General features: G+C 66.0%; 13 protein-coding genes. 7 read left to right on the forward strand and 6 right to left on the reverse strand.

Annotated features, from left to right (window positions below; translation table 11 throughout):
* Positions 1-244: 244 nt before the first annotated feature.
* Complete coding sequence (locus VGV07_RS18955) at positions 245-1135, reverse strand: DMT family transporter (protein ID WP_326870288.1); 891 nt, start codon at positions 1133-1135, stop codon at positions 245-247.
* A 134-nt stretch (positions 1136-1269) separates the two neighbouring features.
* Between VGV07_RS18955 and VGV07_RS18960 the strand changes: the two genes are divergently transcribed.
* Positions 1270-2334, forward strand: coding sequence for a DUF4037 domain-containing protein (locus VGV07_RS18960; protein WP_326870289.1), 1065 nt, complete (start codon positions 1270-1272; stop codon positions 2332-2334).
* An 11-nt stretch (positions 2335-2345) separates the two neighbouring features.
* On the opposite strand, the gene VGV07_RS18965 is transcribed toward VGV07_RS18960, so the two are convergent.
* Positions 2346-3524, reverse strand: a complete 1179-nt coding sequence (locus VGV07_RS18965; RefSeq protein WP_326870290.1) for an ROK family protein — start codon at positions 3522-3524, stop codon at positions 2346-2348.
* Positions 3525-3814: 290 nt separating this feature from the next.
* Positions 3815-4825 carry a phosphosugar isomerase gene (locus VGV07_RS18970; RefSeq protein ID WP_326870291.1) on the reverse strand — a complete coding sequence of 337 codons (1011 nt, stop codon included), beginning with the start codon at positions 4823-4825 and terminating at the stop codon, positions 3815-3817.
* Positions 4826-5043: 218 nt separating this feature from the next.
* Between VGV07_RS18970 and VGV07_RS18975 the strand changes: the two genes are divergently transcribed.
* The 5 genes from VGV07_RS18975 to VGV07_RS18995 all read left to right on the forward strand — a co-directional run bounded on the left by VGV07_RS18975 (position 5044) and on the right by VGV07_RS18995 (position 10135).
* Positions 5044-6318, forward strand: a complete 1275-nt coding sequence (locus tag VGV07_RS18975; protein WP_326870292.1) for an ABC transporter substrate-binding protein — start codon at positions 5044-5046, stop codon at positions 6316-6318.
* A gap of 65 nt (positions 6319-6383) precedes the next feature.
* Positions 6384-7271, forward strand: a complete 888-nt coding sequence (locus VGV07_RS18980; protein ID WP_326870293.1) for a sugar ABC transporter permease — start codon at positions 6384-6386, stop codon at positions 7269-7271.
* Positions 7268-8119, forward strand: coding sequence for a carbohydrate ABC transporter permease (locus VGV07_RS18985; protein WP_326870294.1), 852 nt, complete (start codon positions 7268-7270; stop codon positions 8117-8119). The genes VGV07_RS18980 and VGV07_RS18985 overlap by 4 nt, the downstream gene beginning before the upstream one ends.
* A 10-nt stretch (positions 8120-8129) precedes the next feature.
* Positions 8130-9230: a sn-glycerol-3-phosphate ABC transporter ATP-binding protein UgpC gene (locus tag VGV07_RS18990; RefSeq protein WP_326870295.1), complete on the forward strand. Its 1101-nt coding sequence runs from the start codon at positions 8130-8132 to the stop codon at positions 9228-9230.
* Positions 9227-10135, forward strand: coding sequence for an N-acetylglucosamine kinase (locus tag VGV07_RS18995; protein WP_326870296.1), 909 nt, complete (start codon positions 9227-9229; stop codon positions 10133-10135). The genes VGV07_RS18990 and VGV07_RS18995 overlap by 4 nt, the downstream gene beginning before the upstream one ends.
* A gap of 141 nt (positions 10136-10276) precedes the next feature.
* On the opposite strand, the gene dgoD is transcribed toward VGV07_RS18995, so the two are convergent.
* The 3 genes from dgoD to VGV07_RS19010 all read right to left on the reverse strand — a co-directional run bounded on the left by dgoD (position 10277) and on the right by VGV07_RS19010 (position 13562).
* Complete coding sequence (gene dgoD / locus VGV07_RS19000; RefSeq protein WP_326870297.1) at positions 10277-11452, reverse strand: galactonate dehydratase; 1176 nt, start codon at positions 11450-11452, stop codon at positions 10277-10279.
* 207 nt (positions 11453-11659) lie between these two features.
* Positions 11660-12808, reverse strand: a complete 1149-nt coding sequence (locus VGV07_RS19005) for a mandelate racemase/muconate lactonizing enzyme family protein (protein WP_326870298.1) — start codon at positions 12806-12808, stop codon at positions 11660-11662.
* A 52-nt stretch (positions 12809-12860) separates the two neighbouring features.
* Entirely contained in the window at positions 12861-13562 is a 702-nt protein-coding gene (locus VGV07_RS19010; RefSeq protein ID WP_326870299.1) for a GntR family transcriptional regulator, read from the reverse strand.
* A gap of 202 nt (positions 13563-13764) precedes the next feature.
* On the opposite strand from VGV07_RS19010, the gene VGV07_RS19015 reads away from it, so the two are divergent.
* Positions 13765-15246: a sugar ABC transporter substrate-binding protein gene (locus VGV07_RS19015; protein WP_326870300.1), complete on the forward strand. Its 1482-nt coding sequence runs from the start codon at positions 13765-13767 to the stop codon at positions 15244-15246.
* Positions 15247-15248 lie beyond the last annotated feature (2 nt).

Below are 15248 nucleotides of genomic sequence, written 5' to 3' on the forward strand. Positions count from 1 at the left end.
GCTCACGCAGAACCGCCTATGGGAGCCTACTCAGCCCAAAACAGCTTGACCGAGAACACAGATGCTCTCTTGCAAAATCTAAGGCTTAGCCAAACGGCTAAACCTAAGATTTTGCTTTCTCCCCCGCCAAGGGGGAGATGAGCGGTGGCTTCCACATGCATCGGAGTATCAGTCGGGACTCTCCCCCTTGGCGGGTGAGAGAGAGAGGGGGTGCTTGTAGCCACCGGGTTTGCGATCGTCCTACCTAGCGTCGCGACAGTGCCAGCAACGCCCCGCCGATGACGATGACCAGGGCGCCGAGGACGACGCCTGGCGTGGGCAGTTCGGCGAAGCACAGCCAGCCGATCAGCGCAGCGAACACCAGTGAGGTGTAGGACAGCGGCGCCAGCACCGACACATGGGCCAGCATGTTGGCCCGGATGTTGAGATATTGCGCGAAGATGGCGAGCGGTCCGATCCCGAGCAGGGCAAGGTTGATCCAGCCGGTCGAGCGCCAGGTCAGCACTGCCGGCACGAGGAGGATCAGCATGCCGAACAGGTTGACATGCGCCAGCGTGACGAGAGGCCGATCAGCGGTGGCGAGGATCTTGATCAACAGACCCTCCACAGCCAGCGACAGGCTGCCGGCGACGACCACGGCGGCCGGCAGCAGATAGCTCGGGTCGGCATTGGTGAGGGCGCCGCGGGAGACGACGACGGCGATGGCCCCGGCGAGGCTGATGGCGATGCCCAGCATGCGCCAGCCGGTCAGCCGATCGCTGAGGATGACGATACCGAGAAGGATCAGGAACACCGGGCTCAGCAGCGAGATGGCCGTCACGTCGACGATCGGCATCTGCGCATTGCCATAGATGATCGCCGCGCCGCCGAAGGCGCCGGAGAGCGCGCGCAGGGCGTGCCGCCAGCGCAGCTTACTTTGCAGCGAGAACCAGGTCTCGCCCTGCAGCAGGGCCACTGCAACCACAGTCAGGAAGCCGCCGGCATAGCGCAGGAACATGATCTGCAGCGGTGAGGCCAGCTCGCCGGCAAAGCGGCCGGAAACGAAAATCAGCGAGAAGATGCCGGTGCAGGCAATGGCGAGCGCCACCGCCGTCGCATTCGAGCGGCCCCGTTCGGGCTGGGATATGCTGGTCATCTTGTCCGAGGAGTGGGGCAACGCAGGGCAGGGGCCGACATCCTGCGTTTCGGTTGCAGCTTGTGCAAGGCGCTAAACTTGCGTTTGCCGGGTCAAACCTCAATAAGGACACGGCAAAATCGGGGGCCACCACCATGCAGGGCATCGAGTTGTCGCGCCGTTTCTATGCCGACATCGTCGGGCCCTGGCTGGCGGCCGTGGCGCCGGGCCTGCCGCACGCGGCGGCGCTGGTCGGTTATGGCTCGGAGTTGCTCGGCTTCGACGACGAGCTGTCGCGCGACCACAACTGGGGGCCGCGCGTCCATATCTTCCTGAGCCGCGATCGCTTCGATGGGGAGGCGCAGCGGCTGGTCGCGTCCTTCGCCGCTGCAGCTCCGGAGAGCTATCTCGGCGAGCCGATCGGCTGGCGCAACCGGCCGCACCCGCCGGCCGGCGGCGCGGAGGCAGTGGGGGCGCTGGTGCATGGGCTCGAAGTGCACACCGTGGCGGGGACGCTCGAGCGCATCCTCGGAGTGCGCTCGGTAGATGGCCTCAGCCCGGTGCAATGGCTGGGGTTCCCCGAGCAGCGGCTGCTGGCCTTTACTGCCGGTGCGGTGTTCCACGATGACGAAGGCCACCTCAGCGCAGCGCGGGAGAAACTGGCCTATCTGCCGCGCGATGTGTGGCTCTACAAGCTCGCCTGCCAGTGGCGGCGCATCGCCGAACAGCAGGCCTTTGTCGGCCGCGCCGGGCAGGTCGGCGACGACCTCGGTTCGCGGGTGATCGCGGGGCGGCTGGTGCATGACGCGATGCGCATGGCGTTCCTGCTCGAGCGCCGCTACGCTCCCTATGCCAAATGGTTCGGCAGCGACTTCGCCCGGTTGCCGCTCGCAGAAAAGCTGACGCCGCATTTCCGGGCGGTGTTTGCAGCAGAAGCCTGGCAAGCGCGCGGCAATGCCCTTGCCGCGGCCTATCTCGAACTGGCGCATAAACAGAATGCCATCGGGTTGCCGTCGTTCACGCCGGTGATCGGCCCCTATCACGAGCGCCCGTTCACCACCATCAACACCGACGATGCGGTTGCCGCTCTCACTGCGGCGATCGAAGACCCGCAGATCCGGGCGCTGCCGATCATCGGCTCGATCGACCAGATCAGCGATAGCACCCCGGTGCTCGAGGACCCGGCGCTGACGCAGCGGATCATCGGGCAGTTGAGGTAGAGCGGAACCGGTCAAGCCTCGCCATAAACCGGCAGGTGCTCCGTCCCCGTCAGCATCTGCACCGCCTCGCGCACGGCGAGCTGTGACGCCCCAAGCACCGTGCCGCGCGCCGGGAGCTGGCTGGTGGTGACTTCGGTTTGCCAGGTAAGCTCGGCGATGACGTCGCGGACCAGGGGGAGCAGCAGTTCGTTCTGGCCGACGCCGCCGCCCATGACGATGAGGCCGGGGTCGAAGATGCTGACCACCGAGGCGGCGATGCGGCCGATGTCGAGGGCGTGCTTTTCGACGTGGCGGCGGGCGGCTTTGGAGCCGTTGGCGGCCATTTCGAACAGTTCGCGGGCAGTGGCGGGTGCATCGCCGCGGTCCGTCCAATCGCTGCTGACGCGCTGCATCAGGGCGTGCGAGCCGAGATAATCCTCGAGGCCGCCGCGGTGTGGGGCGCTGGTTTCGGACCAGGGGAAGGGGAGGCGGGCGACTTCGCCGGCCGCGCCATTGGCGCCGCGGAACAGCCGTCCATCATGCACCAGCCCGAGGCCCAGTTTCACGCCGACCTGCAGGTAGGCGAAGGAGCGCCGGCCTTGCGCGCCGCCGCGATCGAGCTCGGCGATGGTGGCGCAGTTGACGTTGTTCTCGAACACCACGGGAGCGTCGTCGAACTCGCCGATCGAGTCGCGGACGACATCGAGGTCGGCGCGGTAGGCGAGCTCGGGGCGGTTCTTCGAAACGATCACCGGCACGGCGACCGAGACGGCGCGCAGCGGGCCATGCGCGGTGGTGTTCTGGCGCAGCCGCTTCAAGATGGTACGGATCGCCTTGCCGGTCTCGGCATTGAGGTGCACGGCCTCGGCGGACGGGGTCTGCTCGATCTCGGCCAAGACGGTGCCATCGAGCATCTGCGCGATGGCGCGCACCTGGGTGGCGCCGGCATCGACGCCGATGACATAGCCGGCCTCGCGGCCGAGCCCGTAGACGGTGGCCTTGCGGCCGCTGGCGCCCTGCGTGGTGCCGATCGGCGCGACCAGCCCGAGATCGCTGAGCTCGAGAATGGCCGCCGACATGGTGGGCTTCGAAAAATCGAGCAGGCTCCCCAGCATCGGCCGAGTGGCGCGGCCGAGCAGGATAATGCGCCGGAACACCGCGCGGGCGCTCTCGGTCAAAGGGGCAGGAGGCGTGGTGAAAGCTACGTTCAAGACCGACACACCGTCAGCAGAGCCATTTGGAAGAGTCTAGTCCGTTCAATGCTGTCATGTCACGAACGAGGGGTGGGGAAGAAGGGGCAATCCGCAACCGGGCCCCGCGGACCAACAGGATCCATCGGAGGCCGCTCGTCGCTTTCGCTCCGAGCGCGCTACACTTCGTTGCGCGGGACCCCTCATCCGGCCTTCGGCCACCTCGCGGCGAGGGCTTTGCCCTCGTCCGCTGACCTCAAGGGGAGAAGGCCACCGTTCCACGGCCAGTGGCTCTCCATCCGGGACCAGCCTCAGGCCACCTCAGGCAGCTTCGTATCCGTCTGGCGGTAGCGGAAGATGCAGACCGGCAGGCCGGCGGTTTCGGCGAGGTCGGCGATGATCAACTGGGTGGGCAGCGCGGCGAGGATGGCGGTGGCGAGGCCGTTCGAGGTCGCGGGGATGCGGATCACCACGAGGTTGTCGCGCTCGGCGACCTCGGCGCTGGTGATCAGCACGGTGGCGATGCCGAAGCCGGCGAGGTCTTGGGCCAGTTGCACCTCGCGGCCATCGCCATAGACGATGGTGCCAGTGCCGGGGTCGTTGGGCTCCATCGGGCCGTGGAGGAAGTTGAGGGTGTCCCAGTTTTGCGCGGGGACGCGGACGGCTTCGCGCAGCAGCAGCGCGGCGTAGCCCGCGGTGCCATAGGCGACATTGGCGCCGACGCAATCGAGCGCGCGCTTGCCGGCGAGGAGCTTGCCGGCCCTCGCCACCGCCGCGGCGGTGGAGGTGCGGGTGGTCGCGAGCAGATCGCCGATGCTTCTCCAGTCGAAGGCCGTGGGGGTGCCGACGCGTTCGGCAAGCAGCGCCAGTGCGAGGAGCGAACCCATATAGCTCGTGGTGTTGGGGCCGCTGTCGACGCCGCTGCCGGTGCCGAGCATCTGGCCGACCGAAGCGCGCATCGGGGTATCGGCGGATTGAGCGATACCGAACGTGACGGCCTTGGGGCGCAGCGCCGTCGCCCTGGCCGGTTCGACGCTGCGGCCCGAAGCGGAGATGGCGATGTAGGCATCGGCGGCATCGACGCTGGCATCATAGAGCTCGCCGCCGGCCAGCGCGATGGCGCGGCGGCCCTGGGCGCGCAACTGGGCCGCGCCGGCGATGCCTGCATAGAGGCTGGCGCCGATGCCGATCAGCCCGATGGTGCCGGTCTCAAGCGCCGTGAGATCGGCTGCGTCGAGCGCCGCGCTGGTGGTGCCGAGGGCCGTGCGCAGCGCCTGCGGTTCCAGGTCGATTGCGTCGCGGAAGGGCACGCGTGCCGGCATCGTCGTCTCCATAACTGGGCTGGGCAGAAAGGCACTGGTGCAACGGGATCGCGCCAGGCGGGTTCATATTAGTATAGCAGCCTTACTTTCTGGAAAGCGCAAATTTGCGCCAGAAATTCTGCATGCGGGCTTGATCGTCGGCTTTTATTAGTTAACCTGCCTAACCGCTGACCTTGGAGGGGCGCGTGGCGCCGCAGGGGCATGGCACAGGAGGTTTCATGAAGACGACCAGAGCATTTCGTGCTGCCCTGACGGCAGCGACCGCCTTGATCGCCGTCGGGTTCGCCGGCGCGGCAACGGCAGAGGATGTGACGCTGGAATACTGGGTGTACTCCGATTTCGCGCAGGGCGACGCGCTCGCCATGCAGCAGGAGTTCATCAAGGAATTCACCGACGCGCATCCGGGCGTAACGATCAATATCAGCGGCAAGGGCGATGACGACCTGACCGCCGGGCAGGTGGCAGGAGCCGCGAGCGGCACGGTGCCGGATGTCTACATGAACGCCCAGTCGGTCGGCGCGCAGCTGGTCGATGTCGGCGCCATGGCCAATATCTATACCCAGTTCATGGCGTTGCCCGAAGAACAGCGCGCCCAGTTCGACAAGGACGCGCTGGCGAGCTGCATGCCGAAGCCGGACGAGCTCTATTGCCTGCCCTATACCGGGTTCGGTTCGTTGTTGTTCCGCAACCTGACGGTGCTGGAGAAGGCCGGCATCGACCCTGCGACGCCGCCCGCCACCTGGGCCGAGTGGTACGATCAGATGCAGAAGGTCAAGGCCGCCGGCATGTATGCCATCCCGGACGAGACGCTGGTGTTCAACTCGATCGCCGAGATCTACGCGACCACCGGCAATACCGAGACCTGGGGTTTCGACTGGCCCAACCGCAAGACGCGGATCGATGAAGCCACGATGACCACCGTGCTGCAGAAGTTCGTGGACATGGTGCCGCTCAACACCGGCACCAGCCGTAACGACCAGGCCACCAAGGACCTGTTCATTTCCAACCAGCTGGCTTTCCACACCATCGGCCCGTGGGTGAACCCCACCTATGACGAAGCGGCAAAAGCCAGCGGGCTCAAGTATGATTTCGTGCTGATCCCGGGCGACACCGCCGGCAAGACCGGTGGCATCCGCAGCTACGAGATCGTCGCCGTGGCGCCGGGCAAGAACCAGGAGATCGCCTTCCAGTTCGCCGCCTTCATCACCGAAAAGGCGCAGATGGCGCGCTGGGCGAAGCTCCTCGCCCGCTACAACGCCAACGCCGCCGCCATGGCCGACCCAGAGGTCTCGGCGCTGCCGCTGATCAAGGTGTCGGTGGATGCGGCGCATGGCGCGATGGAAGTGGCGGCACCGTATTTCGTCGGCTCGATCCCCAGCTGCTACAACTCGACGGTGATCGACTATGCCTCGGCGACCGCGGATGGCGACTACACGCCGGCCGAAGGCGCCAAGGAGATGATCGCCGCCCTCAACGAGTGCATGGCCCAGTAAGCCGCATCCGTGATGCTTCGTGCCGCGGCTGGCTTCGTCAGCCGCGGCCCACCGAGGGGCTGCCCATGCCGTTTCGCCGCTACCTGCCGCACTATCTGATGATCGCGCCGTTCATGGTGCTGTTCGCGGTGTTCTTCCTTTATCCAATCCTCAGCGGCCTCTTTTACAGCTTCCACGACTGGAACGGCGTGCGGACGCCCGAGTTCGTCGGCGCCGCGAACTACACCAAGATCATCGGCTCGCGCGATTTCTCCCGCGCCATGGGGAACCTTGCCGCCTATATCGCCATCACGGTGCCACTTGGCATCCTCGTGGCGCTGGGCCTGGCGCTCCTGGTCGACAGCTTCACCGGGCGCTGGTCGAACTTCTTCCGCAACGCCTATTTCATGCCGGTGGTACTGCCGGCGTTCCTCGCCGCCACCATCTGGCGCTGGATCTACGCCCCGAACTTCGGCCTTCTCAACATCGTCTTGGGCTGGTTCGGCATCCCCTCGGTCAATTTCCTCAATGACACCGACACCATGCTCTACGCGCTGATCGCGGTGGATATCTGGGTGTCGGCCGGCTTCAACATGGTCATCATCCTCGCGGGGCTGAAGAATATTCCGACCGAGCTTTACGAGGCCGCCCGGCTCGATGGGGCGAGCAAGCGCCAGCAACTCTTCCACGTCACCGTCCCGATGCTGTGGCCGGTGCTGTTCTTCGTGCTCACCTATGGGCTGATCTCTGCCATGCAGGTGTTCGACAAGCCCTGGCTGCTGACCGGCTCGTCCTTCACCTCCTATGGCGGACGGCGCAACGCGTTGCTGTTTCCGGTCATGGACATGATGGGGCGGGCCTTTGGCGGGGTGAAGTTCGGCGAGGCCGCGGCCTACGGGTTCCTGCTCACCATCGCCATCGTCGTCGTCACCGGCGTGATGTTTGGCCTGCGCGCCTGGAGTGAACGTCGATGAGCACGATGCGCAAGCAGCGCCGCCTTACCGTCTGGACCGCGCTCAAATGGGCGCTGGCACTGGCCATCGCGCTGGTGGCGGTGTTCCCGATCTGGTGGATGATCAACGTGGTGTTCGCCCAGGCGGGCGAGCCGGTATCGCTCAACCCGCGGCTGTGGCCGACCTCGCTCGGCGCCGGCATCGACAAGATCGCCACCATCTTTGCCGAGACCGGGTACCTGAGGGCCTACGGCATCTCGATCCTCTATGCGCTCCTGACCATTGCCGGCGTGCTGCTGGTCGGTTCGCTCGCGGCGTTCGAGTTTTCGCTGTTCGAGTTCCCCGGCCGCAAGATCCTGTTCGGCGTGGTGCTCCTGGCGCTGATGGTGCCCACCGCGGTCACCATCATCCCGACCTACGTGCTGGTCTCACGGCTCGGCTGGCTCAACACCATGGAGGGGCTGGTGGTGCCGGGGCTCGCCTCAGCGTTCGGGCTGTTCATGCTGGTGCAGTTCATGCGCGCCATCCCCAAGGACATGATCGAGGCGGCGCGGCTCGATGGGGCAGGGCACTTCCAGATTTACTGGCACGTGGTGCTGCCGCTCTGCCGCAACGCACTGGTGACGCTGGCCATCCTCACCTTCATCCAGACCTGGGGCAACTACATGTGGCCGCTGATCGTGGGCACCAGGGAAGAACTCTACACCGTCGGGCAGGTGGTGGGCCAGTTCAACTCGCCGCTGTCGCACCACACGGTGGATACGGTGATGACGGCGAACCTGTTGGCAGCCGTGCCGCCGCTGATTTTCTTCCTCATTTTCCAGCGCCAGATCGTCCAGGGCATCGCCATGTCGGGAAGCAAGGGCTGAAGGAGCAATAATGGCTTTCCTCGATATTTCCTCGGTCTCGAAGTCGTTCGGCTCGGTCAGCATCCTCAGGGATGTCGACCTCTCGATCGAAGAGGGCGAGTTCGTGGTGTTCGTCGGGCCCTCGGGCTGCGGCAAATCCACCTTGTTGCGCATGATCTCCGGGCTCGAGGAGATCAGCGCCGGCACCATCTCGATTGCGGGCGAGGTGATGAACGAGATCGAGCCGGCCGATCGCGGCGCGGCGATGGTGTTCCAGTCCTATGCGCTCTACCCGCACATGACGACGTTCGAGAACGTCTCGTTCGGGCTCCGGATGGCGCACAAGGCGCGCGATTTCATCGCCGGGCGGGTGAATGAAGCGGCGACGATCCTGCAGCTCGAAAAGCTGTTGGCGCGCAAGCCCGGGCAGCTCTCCGGCGGGCAGAAGCAGCGCGTCGCCATCGGCCGCGCCATCGTGCGCGAGCCGAGGGTCTTCCTGTTCGACGAGCCGCTGTCCAACCTCGATGCGGAGCTCAGGGTGCAGATGCGGGCCGAACTGACCGAACTCCACAAGCGGCTCGGCACCACGATGATCTATGTGACGCACGACCAGATCGAGGCGATGACGCTCGCCGACAAGATGGTGGTGATGGCCGGCGGCCTGATCCAGCAGGCAGGGCCGCCCTTGACCCTTTATGACGACCCCGACAACCAGTTCGTCGCCGGCTTCGTCGGTTCGCCGAAGATGAACTTCCTCGCGGGCCAGCTGGCTTCGGTCGATGCCGGCTCGGTGAAGCTCAGCGGCGTTGGCGGGGCGGCCGATATCACGCTGCCGATCGGCGGTGTGGGCGGTGGCGCCCGGGCGGTGACGCTTGGCGTGCGGCCCGAGCACCTGACGATTGCCGGCGATGATGCGCCGGGCGCGCTCTCGGGTCGGGTGACGCTGGTCGAGGAACTGGGGGCCGAGAGCTTCGTGCATCTCACGGTTGCCGACGGTACGCCGATGATCGTGCGGGCGCGTCGCGATGCAGCGCGCGCCGGCAGCAGGGTTCGCCTCGGCATCGATGCCGGCCGGGCCCTGCTGTTCGAGCGCGACGGCCAGCGCATTCGCGGGAGCCTCAGCCTGCAATGAGCTTTGCCAGCCCCCTAGAGCCCCCGCTGCTGATCGGCATCGACATCGGCGGGACCAAGACCCAGCTTCGCGCCATTGCCGATGGCGACGAGCAACGCGACCTGATTGTTTCGAGTTCGAGCTGGCGCCGACGCGACTGGGACGAGGATGCCGAAGGGCTGCTCGCCCTGGTCGGGCAACTCGCCGGTGAGGCGGCGGTAGCCGCCATCGGCATCGGCGCCCATGGCTGCGACGATGCCGAGGAGTGCAAGGCATTGGAGACGGCCGTCGCGGCGCGCACCAGCGCGAAAGTCGCGGTGGTCAACGATGCCGAGCTGATGCCGCTGGCGCTGGGGTTTCCCGGGCAGATCGGCGTGGTGGCCGGCACCGGTTCGATCGCCGTGTGCCGGCCGAGTCCCGACCGGATGCTGGTGGCCGGCGGCTGGGGCTGGATCGTCGGCGACGAGGGCAGCGCCGCCGCACTCGTCCGTCAAGCGGTGCGCGCCGTGGCGCTGCATTTCGACCGCGGTGGCGACGCCAGCGAGCCGCTCGCCGCGGCCATTCTCGCTTCGCTCGAGGTCAAGGCCATTCCGCGGCTCGGCAGCACCCTGGGGCAGTTGCGCTCAGCCGCCGAGGTCGGCGTGCATGCCGTGGCGGTGTTCACTGCCGCCGAGCAGGGTTCGCACCTCGCCCAGGCGGTGATCCGCGAGGGTGGCCGAATGCTGGCGGACCTCGCGGCGCTGCTCGACGCGCGGGGCGCCGGGGCCAGCCATGTGGTGGCCGGTGGCAGCGTGATCGTCGAGCAGCCGAGCCTCTGGGCGGCCTTCGTTGCCGGCCTCGGCGAGACCGCCGCGCACCTGACGCCGCACCTGTTCACCGGCAAGCCGGTGGAAGGGGCTTGTGCGCTGGCGCGACTGCAGGGGTAGGGGCGACCGCTCCGGCGGAGCCATCGCAGAATGAAAGCCACCGGACTCTCAGTGCTCCTCCACCGTGAAACGGGGGAGGACCACGGAGAGTGCAGTGCCTAATTCTCGATGTCGCAGTCCTGCAAAAGGGGCCCAATCCCGCTACCAGTTGGCAATCCGCCCATCGGCCAGCACCGACTCCGTTGCCGGGATCACCTCCTGCTTGAACGGGTAGCGCGCGGCGGCCTTCTCGTCGATTTCGATGCCGAGGCCGGGCGCGTCGGGGATCGGCCAGGCGCCGTTGACGAGGTTCAGCGGGTAGGTGGCGCAGATCTCGGCGAACCACGGCACGATGCCGACGGCTTCTTCCTGGATGACGAAATTGGTGGTGGCGGCGTCGAACTGCAGCGCCACCGCGCCGGCCACCGGGCCCATCGGGTTGTGCGGGCATACCCCCATATGTGCGGCTTCGGCGATGGCGGCGATCTTGCGGCCGCCGGTAAAGCCCATGCAGTGGGCGAGATCGGGCTGGATGTAGGCGACGGCGCGGGTCTGGGCCACTTCGAGGAATTCGCGCGGCGTGAACAGCCGCTCGCCGGTGGCGAGCGGGCAATCGACGCGGCGGGCGATATCGGCCATGGCGGCGGTATCGCCGGGCTGGATCACTTCCTCGCAGAACAGCGGCTTGATCGGCTCGATCGCCTTGATGTAGGCGATCGCCGCATCGAGGGAATCCGGGCGGCCGTGGAAATCGGTCATGATCTCGACGCCGTCGCCGACCCGCTCGCGCACGGCGGCGGCGAGTTTTTCGACATGGCGCACGGCGGGCAGGGGCGCATCGTACCCGGTATAGGGGACGAAGCCGAGCTTGATGGCGTTGTAGCCCATCTCGACGGTTTCCTGCACCGCATCGCAGAAGCGCGAGATATCGGTGTTGGGGACGCGGGCCGAGGCGTCGCCGCGCTTCAGGTGGGTGTAGACGCGCACGCTGTCGCGAACCCGGCCGCCGAGCAGCTGCCACACCGGCACGCCGAGCGCCTTGCCCTTGATGTCCCACAGCGCCTGCTCGATGCCGGAGACGGCAGTAAGCCCGATCGAGCCGAGCGGCCAGAAGCTGAAGCGGGTCATGGTGTTGACGAGGTGCTCGATGCGCAGCGGGTCCTCGCCGATGAGGAAGGGCTTCAGGTCATCGATGGTGCCGGTGACCGCCCGCGTTTTCCACTCGAGCGTCGCCTCGCCCCAGCCCCACAGGCCCGGCTGATCGGTCAAGACCTTCACGAAGATCCAGTTGCGCTGGACGGCGTTGACGATGACGGTTTCGATGCCGGTGATTTTCATTGGGGGGTTCCTGGGGGATCTCTGTCGCCTGGGGTCATTTCGGTTGATAGGCCGGTGTGGGAAGAGCACCCCCACCCCTGTCCCCTCCCCGCAAGGGGGAGGGAGACCAAAACACCGGCGTCAGTGTTGTCGTCTCCTCCCCCCTTGCGGGGGAGGGACAGGGTGGGGGTGCTCTTCCCGCTCGGCACCATCAGTGCGCGTTCCCGCCTACTCCGTCCGGATCTCGTTATCCTCGAGGTAGTCGCGGTTGAGTTCGATGCCGAGGCCGGGCACGCGTGGCAGCTTCAACGCGCCGTTGGAGTTGTCGAGGCGGGTGTGCATCAGCTCGTTATAGCCACTGAGGTCCCAGCGCGAGGTCTCGAGCTTGTAGAAGTTGGGCACCGTCATCATCACATGGGCGCCGGCCAGCACGTTGATCGGCCCGCCGGCATCGTGCGGCGAGATCGGCACGTAATAGCCCTCGGCGAGATTGGCGATCTTCTTCATCTCGGTGATGCCGCCGGTCCAGGTGACGTCGGGCATGATGTAGTCGGCAAGCTTGTGCTCGAGGATGGGGACGAAATCCCACTTGGTGTGGGCCCGCTCGCCCACCGAGATCGGGGCGCTGACCTTGTCGCGCACCTGCTTCAAGGCATCGAGGCTTTCGGGCGGAACGGGCTCCTCGAACCAGTCGATCTGCCCGGCCTCTTCGAGCGAGCGGCAGAGCCGGATGGCGGTGGGGACGTCGAAGCGGCCATGCGCATCGATCAGGATCTCGACTTGCGGCCCCGCAGTCTGGCGGATCAGCGCCGTGAGGTCGGCGGCCTTCTTTTCGTCGGCGCGTGACAGCATGCCGTCGAGATAGCCGTCGCGCCGCTCGCGATCGCCCTGGTAGGGGAAGGGGTCGAACTTCAGCGCCGTGTGGCCCGATTTCACGATGTCGGTGATCTCGGCGACGACGGCGGCGTCGGAGGTGAACTTGGATTGGTCGGGGTGGGTGTAGAGCGCAATCTCGTCGCGCACCGCGCCGCCGAGCAGTTCATAGACCGGCAAACCCAGCACCTTGCCGCGGATATCCCACAGCGCGATGTCGATGGCGCTGACGCATTCGCAGGCGGCGCCGCGGCTGCCCATGTAGGTGAAGCTGCGGAACAGCTTGTGCCAGAGCCGCTCGATGCGGCTCGGATCCTCGCCGGCGATCTGGTGGCTGACCTGCTTAAGAATGGCGGCGAGGGCGCGGTTGGCGATCTTCGTCGTCGAGGTGATCTCGCCCCAGCCCGACACCCCCTCGTCGGTGGTGACTTCGACGAACAGGTATTCGCCCCAGTAGGATGTGCTGGCCTTGACCAGCCAGGGCCGGACGCCGGTGATCTTCATCTGATGATGGCTCCCTCAAACCATGACGCGAACGCCGCGCAAAAAACCTGATTCAGCTGGCGCGTGCCGCCCTTGACGCGCGCATCTGCTCGAGCACATGCCGGCCGGCGCCATCGACATGCGCGGCGATCAGGCTGGCAGCCGTTTCGGCGTCGCCGAGCTTGACCAGCCGGATCAGTTCACGGTGTTCGCGCATCACCTGGGCCTGGCGGACCAGGGTGTACTGGTAGCGCCGCGCCACGGCCCGCAGCACCTCGCGATGCTTCCACCACAGCTCGGCGGCCAGGTGATTGTAGTGGCGCTCGTACATGACGTTGTGGAACTGGGTATCGAGCTCGCCGTGCAGCACCTGGTCGGTGAAATTGTTGGCCTCGATCTCTTCCTGGATCCGCTCCAGGGCGGCGATATCGGCTGTGGTCGCCATGCCGACGAACCAGCGGACCATCGAGGGCTCGATCAGCACGCCAATCTCGTAGGTGTCGCGGACGAAATCCTGGTCGATCGGCCGAACCCGGGCACTTTTGTTGTGGACGATCAGCACGAAGCCCTGCGAGCGCAACAGCTGCAGCGCCTCGCGCACCGCATTGGCCGGGGCACGGTGCCGCTCAGACAGCTCGGCGACGACGAGGCGTGAATTGGCTTCGAGGCGGCCGGAGATGATGTCGTCGCGGATCAGCTCGTAGACGGCGGCGCCTTCCTCGGACACCCCGGTCGGATCGATACCGACCGGGGGCCGGGCTTTGAACGCACTCATCGCTGTCGATCCCCCAGAGGTTGCCGATGCCTGCAGCTTTGCCGGTTTCGCGTCGGATTTCCAGAGAGCTGAGCCAGATTTTGCAAAATTCTGGTTGTCTGTGATGAAATCCTGGCGCTACTCTACGTAACCGGCCCGTTGCCGGACAGGCATTCTCGACCGGCGCGAGGGGCGCCCGTCGCGGATGAAGGGAGGAATTTCAATGTCAGAACACGGACTTGGCCGTGCGCTTCAGCGCGGCATGCTGTCGGCTGTCCTGGTCACCGGCCTCATGGGCTCGAGTGCACTGGGAGCGGGGGTCGACATCAGCAAATGGTCGCCGGACTATGTGCGCTCGATCGCCGGAACGGAGACTTTCGACACGGTCGGGCACTGCAATTCGGTGACGCCGACCGACTACAAGGGCAAGCTCACCTTCTGGTACCAGGGCATTTTCGAAGCCGATCCGCAGATCATGCGCGATAACTACCGCGATTTCTTCGCGGCGTTCCGCGCCACCTATCCGGGGATCGAGCTCACCGAGCAGGGCATCACCTATAACGAGCTGCTCGACAAGTTCCGCACGGCGCTGCTCGGCAACTCCGCCCCGATGGCAATCCGCCTGCAGATCCTGGGGGGGACCGAATTTGCCGCCAAGGGCTATCTCGAGGAACTGAAGCCCGAGGATGTCGGCTACCAGCCCGACGATTTCTGGCCCGGCGCGATGAAGGCGGTGACCTGGGACGGCAAGGTCTACGGCATCCCCACCAATAACGAGACCATGGCGTTCATCTGGAACGCCGACATCTTCGAGCGGGCCGGGCTCGACCCCGACAATCCGCCGGCCACCTGGGACGATGTGGTCAGCTATTCCAAGCAGATCCACGACAAGCTCGGCATCGCCGGCTATGGCCTCGTCGCCAAGCAGAATGCCGGCAATACGCCCTATCGCTACATGCCGCAGCTCTGGGGCTATGGCGGCGGGGTGTTCGACGAGGCCGACGCCAACCCGACCTATGGCGAAGTGCGGCTCGACAGCCCGGAAAGCATCCGTTCGCTGCAGGCCTCCTACGATATGTATGTGCGCGACAAATCCGTGCCGGTTTCGGCGCTGACCAATACGCAGGGTGAGAACCAGGCGCCGTTCATTTCCGGTCAACTGGGGATGATGATCTCGCACCCGTCCGAATATGCCCGGATGGTCGAGCTTGCCGGCGCGGCCACCGGATCGGACAAGGCGGTGGCCGATACGGTGCTCGAGAACATGCGCTACGGGCTGATCCCCACCGGACCGGAAGGCAAGCGCGCCGTAGTGTTCGGCGGCTCCAACATCCACATCGTCAAATCCGAGTTCGTCGAAGGCGGCAAGGTGGATGAGCCGGCGGCCAAGGCGCTGATCTGCATGTGGACCAGCCCCGAATGGTCGTTGAAGCTGGCCTGGGCCGGTTCCAACCCGGGCAATGTCAACGGCTTCAAGACGCAGTGGATGAAGGAGAGGCTCGACACCATCAGGTTCCTCGACGTCACCACCTCGATGCTGCCGAACGGCATTCCGTTCCCGGCTTTGCCGGAAGCCCCGGAGATCATGAACATCATCGTCCCCGACATGATGCAGAACGCGCTGACCGGCAGCATGACGGTCGAACAGGCCGCCAAGGACGCGGCCGAGAAAGTGCGGAAGCTGCATGGCGGCGGCGGCCTCTGAGG

Source organism: Devosia sp., assembly GCF_035944845.1.
Lineage (GTDB): Bacteria > Pseudomonadota > Alphaproteobacteria > Rhizobiales > Devosiaceae > Devosia_A.